The sequence below is a fragment of the Limisphaera ngatamarikiensis genome (assembly GCF_011044775.1).
Classification (GTDB): Bacteria; Verrucomicrobiota; Verrucomicrobiia; order Limisphaerales; family Limisphaeraceae; genus Limisphaera; species Limisphaera ngatamarikiensis.
Genome location: NZ_JAAKYA010000062.1, coordinates 5,053 through 21,161, shown reverse-complemented (window position 1 = coordinate 21,161; position 16,109 = coordinate 5,053). Strand labels below are relative to the sequence as shown.

General features: G+C 64.8%; 14 protein-coding genes. 4 read left to right on the top strand and 10 right to left on the bottom strand.

All coding sequences use genetic code 11. The annotated features are described in order from the left end of the window. The first annotated feature begins 186 nt into the window (after positions 1–186). Both zwf and pgl read left to right on the top strand, forming a co-directional pair. On the top strand, positions 187–1,734 hold the full coding sequence (gene zwf / locus G4L39_RS09460) for a glucose-6-phosphate dehydrogenase (protein WP_165107754.1): 1,548 nt from the start codon (positions 187–189) through the stop codon (positions 1,732–1,734). Then, positions 1,731–2,471, top strand: coding sequence for a 6-phosphogluconolactonase (gene pgl / locus G4L39_RS09455; protein ID WP_165107752.1), 741 nt, complete (start codon positions 1,731–1,733; stop codon positions 2,469–2,471). The genes zwf and pgl overlap by 4 nt, the downstream gene beginning before the upstream one ends. A gap of 105 nt (positions 2,472–2,576) precedes the next feature. Here pgl and G4L39_RS09450 read toward each other — a convergent pair whose 3' ends face one another. The 9 genes from G4L39_RS09450 to G4L39_RS09410 form a co-directional block, all read right to left on the bottom strand. After that, entirely contained in the window at positions 2,577–3,614 is a 1,038-nt protein-coding gene (locus G4L39_RS09450) for a beta-ketoacyl-ACP synthase III (RefSeq protein ID WP_165107751.1), read from the bottom strand. Beyond that, entirely contained in the window at positions 3,611–4,654 is a 1,044-nt protein-coding gene (gene plsX, locus G4L39_RS09445; protein WP_165107749.1) for a phosphate acyltransferase PlsX, read from the bottom strand. The genes G4L39_RS09450 and plsX overlap by 4 nt, the downstream gene beginning before the upstream one ends. Positions 4,655–4,708: 54 nt before the next feature. After that, on the bottom strand, positions 4,709–4,897 hold the full coding sequence (gene rpmF, locus G4L39_RS09440) for a 50S ribosomal protein L32 (protein WP_165107748.1): 189 nt from the start codon (positions 4,895–4,897) through the stop codon (positions 4,709–4,711). A 10-nt stretch (positions 4,898–4,907) separates the two neighbouring features. Continuing rightward, positions 4,908–5,399: a YceD family protein gene (locus G4L39_RS09435; protein WP_165107746.1), complete on the bottom strand. Its 492-nt coding sequence runs from the start codon at positions 5,397–5,399 to the stop codon at positions 4,908–4,910. Further along, positions 5,396–5,890 (bottom strand): pantetheine-phosphate adenylyltransferase, encoded by a 495-nt coding sequence (gene coaD / locus G4L39_RS09430; protein WP_165107745.1) that lies wholly within the window; start codon positions 5,888–5,890, stop codon positions 5,396–5,398. Before coaD ends, G4L39_RS09435 begins: the two co-directional genes overlap by 4 nt. Positions 5,891–6,141: 251 nt before the next feature. Continuing rightward, on the bottom strand, positions 6,142–7,059 hold the full coding sequence (locus tag G4L39_RS09425; protein ID WP_165107743.1) for a LysR family transcriptional regulator: 918 nt from the start codon (positions 7,057–7,059) through the stop codon (positions 6,142–6,144). A 250-nt stretch (positions 7,060–7,309) separates the two neighbouring features. After that, a complete protein-coding gene (locus G4L39_RS09420) occupies positions 7,310–8,146 on the bottom strand; it encodes an aminotransferase class IV (protein ID WP_240893911.1) in 837 nt (278 codons plus the stop codon). Next, positions 8,146–9,606, bottom strand: a complete 1,461-nt coding sequence (gene pabB, locus G4L39_RS09415; RefSeq protein ID WP_165107739.1) for an aminodeoxychorismate synthase component I — start codon at positions 9,604–9,606, stop codon at positions 8,146–8,148. The genes G4L39_RS09420 and pabB overlap by 1 nt, the downstream gene beginning before the upstream one ends. 31 nt (positions 9,607–9,637) lie before the next feature. Next, positions 9,638–10,339 (bottom strand): LOG family protein, encoded by a 702-nt coding sequence (locus G4L39_RS09410; RefSeq protein ID WP_165107737.1) that lies wholly within the window; start codon positions 10,337–10,339, stop codon positions 9,638–9,640. A gap of 421 nt (positions 10,340–10,760) precedes the next feature. Between G4L39_RS09410 and G4L39_RS09405 the strand changes: the two genes are divergently transcribed. Together G4L39_RS09405 and G4L39_RS09400 are read left to right on the top strand one after the other, a co-directional pair. Beyond that, positions 10,761–12,611 (top strand): ABC transporter ATP-binding protein, encoded by a 1,851-nt coding sequence (locus G4L39_RS09405; RefSeq protein WP_165107735.1) that lies wholly within the window; start codon positions 10,761–10,763, stop codon positions 12,609–12,611. Positions 12,612–12,736: 125 nt separating this feature from the next. Then, complete coding sequence (locus G4L39_RS09400; protein ID WP_165107733.1) at positions 12,737–13,660, top strand: tyrosine recombinase; 924 nt, start codon at positions 12,737–12,739, stop codon at positions 13,658–13,660. 31 nt (positions 13,661–13,691) lie between these two features. Here G4L39_RS09400 and G4L39_RS09395 read toward each other — a convergent pair whose 3' ends face one another. Then, a complete protein-coding gene (locus tag G4L39_RS09395; protein ID WP_240893909.1) occupies positions 13,692–14,993 on the bottom strand; it encodes an aspartate aminotransferase family protein in 1,302 nt (433 codons plus the stop codon). Positions 14,994–16,109: the final 1,116 nt, after the last annotated feature.

The following is a 16,109-nucleotide window of genomic DNA, read 5'->3' as shown; positions in this document are numbered from 1 at the left end:
CGCCCCCTGACCGGACCGATCCAAACCCCCTGCAACCCCAACCCGACCGCCACCCCCCCGACCCCGACTCCGATCGACCATCGTTGCCCCGCATCGGGAGCCTCGGCCCACGCCCCCGCTACCCTCGACGCAAACGCACCACTTGCCACGCCCCAAATTGCGCCCATCTTATGCCCCGATTGTCACATGGACGATTTCACGACCAGCTCCTGCACGCTCCCACAGGCACAGTTGCCCGTGGAGCCCTGTTCCATCGTCCTCTTCGGCGCCAGCGGTGACCTTACCCGGCGCAAGCTGCTGCCGGCCCTGTACCACCTCTACCAGGCCGGCCAAATGCCCGAACCATTCCGGATCCTCGGCGTGGCACGTCGGCCCTACACGGACGAAACCTGGCGCGACGAACTCCGGACCGCCGTCGAACAGTTCGGACGTCCCCCGGCGCCCTCCCCGCAGGACTGGCACCCGTTCGCCCAACGGCTCTTCTACTGCCAGGGCGACCTGGACCGTCCGGAAACGTACGAACGCCTGGCTGCCCGCCTCCAGGAAGCCCCCACCGCCCAGCTCCGGCAAAACCTCCTCTTCTACCTCGCCACCAAACCCAGTCAGTTCAGCCAGGTGGTCCAGCACCTCCACCAGCAGGGCCTGTTGCGACCCCGACCCGAGGTCGGTTGGCAAAGAATTGTCATCGAAAAACCTTTCGGCCACGACGCAGCCTCCGCCCACGCCCTCAACGAAACCCTGGCCAGATACGCCTCCGAGGAACAGCTCTTCCGCATCGACCACTACCTCGGCAAGGAAACCGTCCAAAATATCATGATGTTCCGCTTCTCCAACGCCGTGTTCGAACGGCTCTGGAACCGCGACACCATCGATCACATCCAGATCACCGTCAGCGAAACCGCCGGTGTGGGCGATCGCGCCGGCTATTATGAGGAGGCCGGCGCCCTGCGCGACATGCTCCAAAACCACCTCCTCCAGGTCCTGGCCCTGATCACCATGGAACCGCCGGTTTCCCTGGACCCGGAAGCCATCCGCGACGAAAAAGTCAAACTGTTGCGCTCCGTCCGCAGGTACACCCCCGACCAGGCCGCCCGACACGTCGTCCGCGGCCAATACACCGCCGGCCAGATCGAGGACAAACCCGTGCCGGGTTACCGACAGGAACCGCGGGTCCGACCCGATTCAAACGTCGAAACCTACGTGGCCGCACGCCTGTTCCTCGATAACTGGCGCTGGAGCGGCGTGCCCATCTACCTCCGCACCGGAAAACGACTCGCACGAACCGTCAGCGAGGTGCGCATCCAGTTCAAGCCCACCCCGCACGTCCTCTTCGCCACCCTCTGCGCCCCCACACCCGCACCCAACGCCGTCACCCTCCGACTCCAACCCCGAGAGGGCATCTCCCTCCGCTTCAACGGCAAGGTGCCGGGACTCGACCTGCGGGTCCGACCCGTCCGAATGCACTTCGACTACAACGCCGAATTCGGCGCCTACACGCCCGAGGCCTACGAGAGACTCCTGCGAGACGCCATCGCCGGCGATCCCACGCTCTTCCTCCGACGCGACGAAATCGAGGCCGCCTGGGCTATCGCCGATTCCCTCCGCGCCGGCTGGGACGAACGCCCCCTGAGCCAAACCGAATTCTACCCGGCCGGCAGTTGGGGACCTCCGGCTGCCGATGTCATGATCGCCGCCACCGGCCACTCCTGGCACGAACCGTTGCACATCCCATGAACCTGCCTCCCGAATCCTGCCACCCCGGCCCGGAAGCACTTGCCCGCGCCGCCGCCCGTGACCTCGCCGCATGCCTCCGCCAACTCACCGCCGGCTCAACCCACGTCACCATCGCCCTCTCCGGCGGCCGCATCGCCCTCCCCTTCTTCCATGCCCTGACCCGCGAGCTCAAACACGAACCGATCCGACTCAACAAGGTCCACTGGTTCCTGGCAGACGAGCGGCTCGTGCCGCCTGACAACCCTGAAAGCAACTACGGTTGCGCCCGCAAACACCTGTTGGACCCGCTGAACATCCCGCCCACACAGCATCACCCCATCCCGCCCCTGGCGAATCCCGAGCAGGCCGCCCGCATCGCCGACGAAAACCTGCGCCGCTGCACCGCCGCCTTCAAGGACAACGTTCCCGTCCTGGACCTCGTGTTGCTCGGCATGGGCGAGGACGGTCACATCGCCTCCCTCTTCCCCAATCACCCCATCCAGCCCCCGTTCCCCGACGCCGCCTACGCACCGGTCCACAACGCCCCCAAACCTCCCGCCACACGGGTCACACTCACCTGGCAGGCCCTCACCGCAGCCCAACGCGTCTGGGTCCTCATCTCGGGACCCAACAAACAGCAGGCACTCTCTCGCTCCCTCCAACAAGACCCTGAGGTTCCCCTGGGCAGACTCCTGCTCCTGCGTAACGACATCCGCCTCTACGTGGACCACACCTCCCTGCAAACCCGCGCCGGCTGATCCCCCGGCCTCAAACCACCGGCCCGTTCCACCGGGCGATACCCGCACCCCCACGCCCGGGAACCGGCCCCCGCCCCCGAATCTCCCAACTCCCCCACGATACGTTCACCACTCCACAATGGCCGCCGCCCAGGTCAGCCCCGCCCCAAACGCCACCAACATCACCAGGTCCCCCTTCCGAATCCGCCCCGATTGCACCGCCTCGTCCAACGCAATCACCACCGAGGCCGCCGACGTGTTGCCGTACCGGTCCAGATTCATAAACACCTGATCCGGCCGCGCACCCAAACGCTCCGCCACCGCATCAATAATCCGGCGGTTCGCCTGATGCGGTATGATACAGCGCAGGTCCTCCACCCGCAGCCCGCAACGATCCAGCGCCGCTTGAGCCGCCTGATGCATGGCCGTCACCGCGTTCTTGAACGTCTCGCGGCCGTCCATCCGCAAATAATGCAACCGCGCCGCCACCGACTGCGCACTGGCCGGACACCGACTCCCCCCGCCCGGCATGCACAACGCATCCGCCTTGCTGCCATCCGCACCCATCACCGTCGTCAACAACCCATGCGACTGGGGTCGGTGCTGCAACACCACCGCACCCGCACCATCCCCGAACAACACGCACGTGTTGCGATCCGACCAGTCAATGATCGACGACAGCTTCTCCGCACCAATGACCAGCACCGTGTCACACGTGCGCGACATCACAAACTGCTGCCCCACCTCCAGCCCGTAAAGAAATCCGGAACACGCAGCCTCCAAATCAAACGCCGCCGCCCGCGTCGCGCCCAGCCGCGCCTGCACCAAACACGCCGTGGCAGGAAACGGCATGTCCGGCGTAATCGTGCACACAATGATCAAATCCACCGCCTCCGGCCCCACTCCGGCATTCTCCAACGCCCGGCGGGCCGCCACCGTGGCCATGTCGCTGGTGAATTCGTTCTCCGCTGCCAACCGCCGTTCCTTGATCCCCGTCCGCGTGGTGATCCACTGGTCCGTCGTGTCCACCATCTTCTCCAAATCCTGGTTGCGCAACACCCGCGCCGGCACGTAACTGCCCACCCCGGTGATCGAACAGGTGCGCCCCTGAAACTGATGTTGCGCTCGGGGATGCCGAATTCGACCGGGTAAAGGTGGTGTCATGGCAGGGTGGAAGCGGAGGCCGCGGAACGATTCTCCAAAACGGCGTTGGCCTCGGCAATTTGCTGCGCGATCTGATCCCGAACATGGTGCTGCAGGGTCTGCGCCGTGATCAACAGCGCGCTGCACCAGGCACGCTCCCGGGCCGAACCGTGAACCTTCATCACCGTCCCCCGAAACCCCAACAGCGGCGCCCCGCCATAAGCCTCCGGATCCAATCGCCGACGCAACGTCCGAAACGCGTTCCCGGCCAGAATCGCACCCAACCGACGTCTGAGGTTCCGACTCAACTCCCGCTTCAACATCCCAAACATGGCCAGCGCCAGACTCTCACACGTCTTCAAAATCACGTTGCCCACAAACCCGTCGCACACCACCACGTCCACCCGATCCTCAAACAGATCGTGCCCCTCCACGTTCCCCACAAAATTGAGCGACGTCCGCCTCAGCAACCGAAACGCCTCCTGGGTCAGCTCATTACCCTTCCCATCCTCGCGGCCCACGTTCATGAGGCCCACCCGCGGCGATGACGCCCGCAACACCTCCCTCGCATACACACTGCCCATCACCGCATACTGCACCAAATGCAACGGCTTGCACTCGATGTTGGCCCCGGCATCCACCAGCACAAACGCCCGCTCCGGCGTCGGTATCACCGCCGCGATCGCACCCCGGTCCACCCCGGGTAACCGACCCAGCTTCAGCGTCGCCGCCGCAAAAATCCCGCCGGTGTTCCCCATCGAGATCACGGCATCAGCCCGGCCCTCGGCCACCAGCTCCATCGCCCGCAGAATCGAACAATCCGGCTTCCGCCGCAGGGCCTGCACCGGCCGATCCTCCATCGTCAGCACCTCCGAGGCATGCACGATCTCCAACGCCCCGGACTCCACATCATGCTCCCGCAGCTTCTGCTCAATCTCCTGCCGGCGCCCCACCAAATACACGCGCTCCGGCCGAAACCCGGACCGCAGCGCCATCTGCAGACCGCCAATCACCACGCCGGGGCCGTGGTCGCCCCCCATCACGTCGACCGCTACCCGCATAAAGCGACAGCGGCGGTAACTCCCGCTACCGCCGCCCGAGTCCCCACGGACCTGTCAGTCCCCCGCCGTAACGCTGAAGATCTGACGTCCCTTGTAATACCCGCACGCCGGACAAACCCGGTGCGGCCGCGTCGGTTCCCCACACTGCGGACAGGGATTCAACTGCGGTAACCTCATCACACTGTTGTACGCACGGCGCATCCGCTGCCGGCTGCGCGACGGTTTCCGTTTCGGTACTCCCATAAAGCTTCCTTTATTCCAAGTTCAGTTCATCCAGCTTCGACCAGACAGAAGGCGCCCCCCACCCTTCCTGAAACCCGGTAGAGGCGGCCCTGCCCGACTCCGAATGCAGCAGCCCGGGACATCCCGGCTCGCACAACGGATGGAGCGGAAACGCCAGCAAAATATCGTCCCGCACATAGGGGGTCAAGTCCACCACATCCCCCTCCGGAATCACACGCTCCGGCCCCGTCAACGGCACCACGCACCGCCAATCCTCCAACAACACCCGATGCCGCACCGGCCGCAAACACCGCACACACGTGCAATCCAGCTCAATCTCCAGGCGCCCCTCCAACAACAGGTCATTCGTAACCCGCGTCACCTGAAACGCGTACCGCAACGGGCCGGCCACTGCAATCATCGCGTCCCGCGTCTCCAGCTCGAGTTCCTCCGCCGTCAGGGTCCCCGCCAGCCGAACTTCTTCCCGGACCAACCGTTCCAGACTCACTTGCAGCGGTTTCATGGCTCGTTCCTCCGAACCTGTAGTTTCAACCGTAACGCCCGTTCCACCACCGGCGGTACAAACAGGCTCACATCACCCCCCAGAGCCGCAATCTCCTTCACCATGCGCGAACTCAGGAAGGTGTAACTCTCATTCGGCATCATGAAGATGGTCTCAAACGACTCGTTCAACTTCCGATTCATCAGCGCCAGCTGGAATTCCCACTCGAAGTCCGAGACCGCCCGCAACCCCCGCACCACCGCCTGCGCTCCCCGCCGCCGCACATAATCGGCCAACAACCCCCCAAACGAGTCCGCCTCCGCGTTCGGTATGTGGGCAATCGCCTCCCGCACCAACGCCACGCGCTCCTCAATCGAAAACAACGGGTGCTTTCCATCATTCCGCGCCACCGCCACCACCACCCGGTCAAACAGACGCGCCGCACGCTCCGCCACGTCCACATGACCATACGTGATGGGATCAAAACTTCCCGCATACACCGCCAGTCGCATGCGCCACAATCTAGCACGAGCCCGTCAGCCCCCCAACGAGAATGCACCCCTCGCAGGCCGCCTTCCACCCACGCAACCCGACCGGCACCCCCCACGGGACAGTTTCCGCCCCCGGACCGGCCCCGGCCGGGTCAAAACCCCCTCCCGTCCGGGGCAGCCCGGCGGGCACACCCAGCCACGCCAAAGGCGCTTGCAACGGTCGCACCCGCCGGCAGCCCCAACCACTCACACGGCAGGACCAGAGGCACCCCTCAGGCCGCCCGGCCCGCCGCACGACCCTCGGTCGCCGGCAAGTCCTGCTTCAGCAACTCCAGAAAATGCTTCATCGCCGGCGACAAAACCTTGTTCTTCTTGATCACCGCGGCGATCGGTCGTTCAATCCGGTCATCCTCCAGAGGAATCGCCACCAACGATTGATTCGCCACCTCCTGCGTCACGGTCGTCCGCGGCACAATCGAAACCCCGGCCCCGATCTCCACGGCCCGTTTCACCGTCTCAATATTGTCAAACTCCATCACGTACCGCACCGTCACCCCATGCTCCCGCATCAGCCGGTCCAACGCCTTCCGCGTCGGAATGTCGGGCCGGAACCCCACAAAACGCTCCCCATCCAACGACTTGAGTCGCAGGCTCCTGGACTTCGCCAGCGGATGATCCGGTGCACAGATCACCACCATCGGCGTCTTCCGCAACGGAATGATCTCCAGCTTGCTGTCCCGCCACGGATACGCCACCAGCCCCATGTCCACCACGTTCCCCTGCACATCCTCATACACCTGATCCGCATGACGAAAATCCACCTGGACCGTCACCGTGGGATACGTCTTCATGAACTGCTTGATGTACGGGGGCAGATCATGCAGGCCGATGCTGTAAATCGTGGACACCCGAACCGTGCCGGAAATGATGTCCTTCAACTCCTGCAGCTTGTGGTGCAATGCCTCATACGTCGCAATGATCTGCTTGCTGTACTGATACAGCACCTCCCCCTCCCGCGTCAGACGGAACCGCTTCTTGCTGCGCTCAATCAACAGCGACTTGAACTGCCGCTCCAGCGAACTGATCTGCTGGCTGACGGCGGATTGCGTCACGCCGTTGATCTGCGCCGCCTTGGTGAAACTCTGCGTCTCCGCCAGATCGCAAAAAACCTTCAAACTCTCTATTTGCATAAGCAGAGTAGAAGCTAATCGTGGCAATCAGTCAACCATTCTGTTGAACGGCACCGACCCGGGCCCGAACCCGTCCGCCCGCGGCCCGGCAACGACCCTCCCGAGCCGCCTTCGACCGCCTCCGGTCATGCCCGGCTCCCCTTCGCCCGCCCTACCGACCAGGAGCAACCCCGCCGGATCGTCCATCTCATGACCGGGCCACCCCCCTCCAGAACCGTCCCGCGCCGGTCAGCAACCGCGCAGCACCCCGTCAGACCTCGGCCAGCGCCCGTTCAAACGCCCCCTGCAACTCCGCCACTCCGGGCCAAACCGGCAGGGACCGCCCATCCCATTCCCTCACCTCCACCACCCCCAGCGTGCTCAACGTCAAAAACATCCCCTCGGCCCTGCGCACCTCCTCCACCGGCGCCGTGCCCTCCCGCACGGCCCAACCCCGTGACCGACAATGCCCCATCACCCACCGCCGCGTCACCCCATCCAGAGCCCCCTGCTCCGGTCCCGGCGACCAGAGCACGCCATCCATCACCCAAAACACGTTCGCGCTGCTCCCTTCCACCACACATCCCCGTTCATCCAATATCAGCGCCTCGTCCGCCCCGGCAGCCTCCGCCTCCGCTCGCGCCAGAACCTGCGGCAGACGATTGCAGGTTTTGAAGCGACAAAGAATCCGCGGCCCCGTTCCACGCACCTTGGTCGAAGTAACCACCCGCCAACAAGGCCGTGCACCGCGCTCAACCGCCAGTGGATGCACCGTCACCAACAGCGTGGCAGGCCCGGCCCCCCGGGGCGAATAACCCCTCGGCCCCGGCCCCCGGGACACGGTCACTCGTAAAACCCCCTCCTCAACCCCGTTCAGACGGATCAGTTCCGTCCAAACCATCGCCAGCTCGGCGTCCGTAGGGATCGGTTCAATCCCCAAAAATGCCGCTCCCGACCGCAGCCGCTTCAGGTGCTCGGCCGCCAGAAATGCACGGCCCCGGCTCACCCGCACGGTCTCAAACAAACCATCCCCGTAAAGAAAACCGCGGTCCAACGCCGAAATCGTTGCTTCCGCCGCCGCCAGAAATTGTCCGTTCAAATACACCATCACGGAACCTGCGCCCCGCTGAGTCTTGCCTCCCACCCGCTTTCCGAGACCGACACCCCCAACGCCTCCAACCAGCCCCGCGCCTTCGCCAGGGTCTCCTCATACTCGGCCTCGGGATCCGAATCGGCCACAATCCCCGCCCCCACGGGATAATGAATCCGCCCGCCCTCGCAACACGCCGTCCGAATGATCATCTGCAAACGGCTCTCCCGGTTGAATCCCAGATACCCCAGAGCACCCGTGAAAAACCCGCGCTGCACCGGTTCCAGCTCCTCAATGATCTGCATCGCCCGAACCTTCGGCGCACCCGTCACACTGCCACCGGGAAACATCACCGCCAAAGCCTCCGCATGGGACATCCCCGGCCGCAAACACCCTTCCACCGTCGAAACCAGATGATGCACCTGAGGGTACGACTCCACCCGCGCCAACTCCGAAACCCGCACCGACCCGTACTCACACACACGGCCCAGATCATTGCGCAGGAGGTCCGTGATCATCACCAGCTCGGCATTCTCCTTGGCACTGGTGCAAAGCTCCACCACCCGACGACGATCGGATTCCGGATCCACCCCGCGCGGACGCGTCCCCTTGATCGGCCGCGTCACCACATGCACCCCGCTCATCTGCAAAAACAGTTCCGGCGAGGCCGACACAAGCTGAAAGTCCCCACCATTCAGGTAGGCCGACCCCGGCGCCGGTGAGACCGACCGCAACCGCCGATATAAACCCCACGGATGCACCCGCCCCTCCAACGTCAACCGCTGCGAAAGGTTCACCTGATAAATGTGACCCAGCCGTATGTAATCCAAAACCCGATGCACCCGCTGGACGAACTCCGGCCGGGTCAAACTGGATCGGACCGGCCCCACCTCCAGCCAGTCCCATGCCGTTCCTCCCGGACCCGCCGCTTCCCCAAGCGCCTCATACCGGGCCAGCTGTTGCACGGCCCGCCGCCCCGATCGCGACCCGTCCGGCGCCAGCCCCGTCGCCACCAACCACACCTTGCCCAAAAGATGATCCCAGCAGACCAGACTGTCGTAAAACCCAATCCACGCGTCCGGCAACTCTAGGTCCCGCCGGGCCCGCGGCGCCACCTTCGGCTCCAAAAACCGGTTCAGATCGTATCCCCAAAAGCCAAACATCCCACCCAACGGAAACGGCAGATCCGGTTCATCCGGCAACTCATACCGCCACCACAGTGCCTGCAACCATTGCCAGGGGTTGCCATAACTCACACGAACGACCGGTGGCCCACCCCCACCCCTCAACTCGCACTCCAACCGGGAACCCCGAACGCGAACCACGAGAAACGGACGAATCGCAAGAAACGAAAACCGCGCCTGCCGGGCATCCGGCCAGCCGCCCTGCAACAACACCGTCCCCGGTTCCTCCGCCACCCGGGCGGCCAAAACCTCCGGGTCCGGTGCACCCGTCCACTCCCGGATTCGCACTCGCATGCCCGCCACCCTCGTCTTCGTGCCGCGACCCTCAGGCAAACGCCCTCGGCGCCCGCCGCGGCACACCCTTTTCCTCCCGATACGCCAGAACTGCTCTCACCGCCTCATCCACGGAGTCCGTCACCAAAAACAGGTCCAGATCCTCCGGCGAGATGAATTCCCGCCCCAACATCTGTTTCCGCATCCAATCCAGTAAGCCCCGCCAAAATTCCCGCCCAAACAGGATCAGCGGAAACCGCGGAATCCGCTCCGTCTGCACCAGGGTCGAAATCTCCGCAAACTCGTCCAACGTGCCAAACCCGCCCGGCATGAACACAAACCCGCAGCTGTACTTCACAAAACACACCTTGCGCGCAAAGAAATAATGAAAATGCAAGGGCACGTTCGCATATCGGTTGCCCTTCTGTTCCCGGGGTAACTCGATGTTCAGCCCCACGGACGTCCCCTTCGCCAGGGCCGCACCCTTGTTGGCCGCTTCCATGATGCCGGGTCCACCCCCCGTAATCACTGCAAACCCGTTCCGCGCCAATTCCCGAGCCAGATCCACCGCCGCCTGATAATACGGATCCGTGCGCTTCATCCGGGCGGAACCGAAAACCGAAACCGCCGGACCCACCCGCGACATCACCTCAAACGACTCCACAAACTCCGCCATGATCCGGAAAATCCGCCACGGATCCTCCTTGAAAAAGTGATTCTGGTCGTTCAACCGAGATGGCTCGTACTTTTCCATAACCGGGAGAATAAAGGGCCTGCGCCACGTTGCAACCACGACCGGTAGCCTGCCCGTCCCCACAAGTCGATCTCGTCCCGGCCGGTCCCCCCATGCCACGCCCCGGTGCCTTGCCCCCCACTCCGCACCTCACAAAGCCCACGGAGGTGCTTCGCCACCACACCGAGGATCACCGACAATGCCCTTCAATCACGAATCCCCGTAACCGAGCACCCCGCAGGAAGCCCACAACACCCCCGCTCCGCAAACCTCCGGGCCCCGTTGCACCGCCCGACTCTTTCCCCCACACTTCCTCCATGCGTCAGATAGACAGCACGAGACCCAACCAACCCCGGGGCCGCGCCCGAAAAAGCCGGCCCGGTCCAGCCCCGTGCCCACAAGCGGGGCGGATCCCCACCTCGCTGACCCCCCGATCCACCCCATGAGCACCCACCCCGGCTTCGGCGCTCATACCGATCCCACCTTCCGGTCCGCCCCGCGTCCGACCGGCGAGGTGATCCGACGCGTCTCCGTCTACCTGAAGCCCTACTGGTACATGGCCGTCGGCACCGTAGCCTGCGCCCTGATGTCCCTGGCGGCCGGTCTGGCCTACCCAAAACTCACCCGCCTGCTCATCGACGAGGTCATTGTGGCCGGCCGCCGAGAATGGCTCACCCCGGCCGCACTGGGCCTGATCGGCGCCTTCTTCCTCCGCGAGGCCTTCAACAGCCTGCGCATCCGCATCAACAACCGGCTCGAGCAGAACGTCATCTTCGACATGCGCTGCCAGCTCTACGCGCGCCTCCAGCGCCTGCCGGTCAGCTGGTTCGACCAACGCGCCACCGGCGACGTCATGACCCGCGTCATCGAGGATGTCAATCAGGTCGAACGTCTCCTGATCGACGGGACCGAACAGGGATCGGTCGCCCTGCTGAGCATCGTGGGCGCCATGGTCTTCATGTGGCTGTACAGTCCCACACTGACCCTGGTGGCCCTGATCCCGGCCCCGTTCCTCGTCGCCGGCGCGCTGTGGTACACATTGACCGCACACCGCCGATACCGCCGCCAGCGCGAGGCCGCCAGCGCCCTCAACGCCCTCCTCATGGACAACCTGCAGGGGATTCGCGAGGTCAAGGCCTGTGGCCGCGAGGACCATGAAGACCGTCGCTTCGCCGCCCGGGCCGACGAACTCCGCAAAGGCACACTAACCGTGATGCTGGCCTGGGCATGGTACGGCCCCGCCATGCAATTCCTGGGTGCCCTGGGCATCGGCCTCATCCTCTGGGTCGGCGGCAAACTCGTCCTCGAAGGTCGGATGGAGGTCGGCCAGCTGGTGGCTTTCATGCTCTATGCCGGCATGTTCTTCTACGAACCCATCGGCCGGCTCCACGGCCTGAACCAAATGCTCCAAGCCGCCCGCGCTGCTGCCGCCCGCGTTTTCGACATCCTCGATACCGAACCCGAACGCCCCAACCGCAAAGCCGTCCTGCGTACCCCGGTCCGCGGCGAGGTGGTCTACGAGGATGTCTGCTTCGCCTACCCCACCCACGACGCCTCCGGAAACATCCGGCCGGGCCGACCCGTCCTCCGCCACATCTCCCTCCGGGCTGAACCCGGCCAGATGATCGCCCTCGTCGGCCCCACCGGCGCCGGCAAGTCCACCCTCGTCCACCTGCTCCCCGCCTTCTACGAGCCCACCGCCGGACGCATCCTCATCGACGGACAGGACATCCACCACGTCCGCCTCGACTCCCTCCGCGCCCACATCAGCATCGTCAGCCAGGAACCCTTCCTCTTCAACGGCACCGTCCGCGAAAACATCCTCTACGGGCGACTGGACGCCTCCGAGGAAGAATTGTTGGCCGCCGCACGCGCCGCCAATTGCCACGAGTTCATCTCCCGCCTGCCCGATGGCTACGACTCCCGCGTGGGCGAACGCGGCGTCAAGCTCAGCGTCGGCGAAAAACAGCGCATCAGCATCGCCCGCGCCCTGCTCAAAAACGCCCCCATCCTCATCCTCGACGAAGCCACCGCCAGCGTCGACACCGCCACCGAACGCCTCATCCAGGAGGCCCTCGAACGTCTCATGGCCGGCCGCACCTCCTTCGTCATCGCACACCGCCTCAGCACCGTGCGCCGGGCCGACCAGATCCTCGTCATCCGCCAGGGCGAAATCGTCGAACGCGGAACCCACGACGAACTCCTCGCCGCCAACGGACTCTACGCACGACTCGCACGCATCCAGGACACCCGCTCCATCGAGGAAAGCTTCGCGCGCCTCGGGCTGACCTGAGCCCCCGCCCAAAACTTCTCAACCGCCAACACGCACCCTCACGCCGCAGCCCGAAGGGCCCCCACCGCGCCTCCCCACCCGGTTTGCCATCGCACTCGGCTCCGCCTCACACTATCCTTCACCCCATGCAGGCACTGGTGGAGGATTTCCTGGTGCACCTCCGGCACGAGCGCGGCCAGAGCGAGGCCACCCAGCGTACCTACGCCCACGCGTTAAACCGGTTTGTCGAATGGGCCTCCCATCAGGGTCTCCGTGACTGGCGTCAAGTGGAGCTTCCCCACCTGATCGCCTTCCTCCAGCACGAACACAGCCGACCCCTCCGCATCCCTCACGCCACGCCGGGCCGCCACCTCAGCAGCGAAACCCTCTACCTCACCATCGCCGCCCTCCGCGCCTTCTACCGATACGCCGTCCGCGAAAAGCTCCTCCCCTTCAACGTGGCCGAACACCTCTCCCTGCCCCGCCGCTGGCTCCGCCTCCCCAGAGCACTCTCCCTCGACGAGGTCCACAAACTTCTCCAACCCACCGGCACCGAAGAAACCCCGGATACCCTGTGCGACCAGGCCATCCTTGAGCTGGCCTACGCCTCGGGCCTGCGCCTCAGCGAACTCTGTCGACTCCGGCTTGAGCAACTCCACCTCGAAAGCGGCTTCCTCACCGTCATCGGCAAGGGAAACAAGGAACGCGTCGTCCCCATCGGCCGCCCCGCCATCGGCGCCCTCAAGGCCTGGCTCACAAAAGGCCGACCCCGGCTCGTCCGACCTCACTCCCCGGGCACCGTCTTCCTCACCCGCCGCGGCACGGCCTTTCACCCCACCACCCTCTGGCGCCGCATCAAAAAACGCGCCCGCATGGCCGGCCTGAATCGCCCCATCACACCCCACATGCTCCGCCACAGCTTCGCCACCCACCTGCTCGAACACGGAGCCGACCTGCGCGTGATCCAGGAACTCCTGGGCCACGCCAGCATCCAAACCACCGAAATCTACACCCACGTCGGCACCGCCAGGCTCCGCGAGGTCCACCAACGCTTCCACCCGCGCGCCTGAAACCGCACCGCCAACGCGCCCGCCCCCCACCTCAGTCCAGCCGCGCACTCACCGACTCCAGCAACGCCAAACCCTCCTCCGCAGCCTCCTCGCTCAAATTCAACGGCGGTAACAGCCGGATCACATGCGTCCCGGCCGGTATCACCAGCAGCCCCGCCTCCAACAAAATCTCCGTCAACCGCGCCGCCGGACTCTGCTTCCCCGAGACCACCAAACCCGCCGGCTCCGGCTGCAACTGTAACCCCATCATCATGCCCAACCCCCGCACACCAGCCCATAACCGCGAATGCCTCTCCACCAAACCCCGCAGCCCCGCCAACAGCCGCTCCCCCATCCGCCGCGCATGAGCGGCCAACCCCTCCCGCTCCACCACCTCCAACACCGCCAGCGCCGCCGCACACGCCAGCGGCGTGCCCCCAAACGTCGTCCCATGACTGCCGGGCCCCAGCAAATCCGCATACGGCTCCCGCACCCAGAAGGCCCCGATCGGAAAGCCGCCACCCAACGACTTGGCCATGGCCACCCCATCCGGCAAAAACCCCTCACCCCCGGCCACACCCTCCAAAATCCGCTGCCAACTGGTGAACCGGCCCGTCCGAAAACATCCGCACTGCACCTCATCCATCAACAGCAGCAACCGCCGCTCATCACAAAGCCGACGCAGCCCCACCAAATACTCGGCACGCGCCACGTTTACACCGCCCTCGCCCTGCACCCCTTCGATCAACACCGCCACGGTCGCCGGCGAAATCGCTTTCTCCACCGCCGCAAGATCATTGAACGGCACATGACGAAAACCCGGCACCAGCGGATCAAACCCCTGCTTCACCTTGTCCTGACCCGTGGCCGAAATCCCCGCCAACGTTCGCCCGTGAAACGATTGCAACGCCGTCAAAATCTCAAACCGCCCCTCCGCATGACCAAATCGCCGTGCCAGTTTGAACAACCCCTCGTTCGCCTCCGCCCCACTGTTGCAGAAAAACACCTTGCCCGGCCCCGTCAGCCGAACCAGCTCCCGGGCCAACCGACCCTGCGGCTCCGTGTAGTAGTAGTTCGAGCAATGGATCAGACGCCGCGCCTGCCGCTCAATCGCGCCCACCAACGCCGGATGCGCGTGCCCCAGCGCGTTCACCGCAATGCCACCCCCAAAATCCAGGTAACGCCGCCCCTGCTCGTCATACACATGGCACCCCGACCCGTGCGTCAACACCACCCCCAACCGGGCGTAGGTCGGCACCACATACCGATCATACAACGCCCGCACACCGTCGCAGCCCACACCAGGCGTCGAGCCGCCTGAAACCGCTTCCATCTCGGACAACTTCGCATCCATATCGACCCGCCATCATGTCGCGCCCCCACCGCTGCGCAAGGTCAATTCGACCCCACGTGGCGTCCTTCTGACCACGCAAACATTTCAACCTCCACCCCCCGCTGGCCCCATCCCATGGCGCTCGTGACGCCCCCCGCGACCATCGCCACTCCAGCCTGCTCCCGAGATCACCACCGCCGACCGCACCTTGCCCTGCAGCGGGTCCGGTCGGTCCAGGGGCATGGAGGGATGGAACCACAGAGACACAGAGGACACGGAGAACGGCTGGAAATGAAGACACAAGGCCATGCTTGGAACAATCCAGCAGCGGTTACCGGCCGGGAAAACGTACAGCAGCCTCGTGTCCCTGCAAAAGCCGAGTGGCCGGCGAATCCGCTTGCGATCAGCAGCTTATTATAGGCGCATTCGAGCGGACCGCGGCGACGCGGACCCTCCCGACCTCGAGAATGGGCTGGGGTGCCTTCGATTTGGGATTCCCCGGGAGGGGCACAGTCCTCTGTGCCCGATGTTCCTGCGGACCCCGGCGACGCCGTCCCCCCGACCTGTCCAAGCTCGCAAAGGCACTGGCCGTTTGAGTCGTGCTGCAGGTTTGGCGCGGGCCTTGGGGTCTGCCTTTTCTTGCCGACCGCGAGGAAGCGGTCCCTCGTATGGGAACTTGCCGGAGGGGCACATTCCGCTGTGCCCGAACCTTTCTCCGGACCGTGGGCATACGGCCCGCCCCTTACCCGCGCCGTCACACCCACGGCGGGACGGTCGCCATTCTCGGCCATCCCATGAAGTCAAGATCGCCACTCGGCTGGTAAGCAGCCGCGCCCCCCCGGCGCTTCCCTACACGCTGTACGGCTACGAGCATCCTGAGCCCCATGCACCTCCCCGTGCGCCCTCTGCACCTCTGAAATTCATCGCAATGCCACATCCGCCCAAAGCGCGCTGGCCAAAGCATCCGGTGGGTTGGGAGCTGGCGTTCAGGCACAGGACGTCGACGACATGCAGTTGCGCTCGAGGCTGCCCCTACGAACTCTCCGGATCGTTTCTTTCAGTGCCATGATCACGTCCCGTCGAACTTTCCTCCCCGCTGTGCACCTCAATCCACGGGCAAGCCCGTCAGGGCTATCG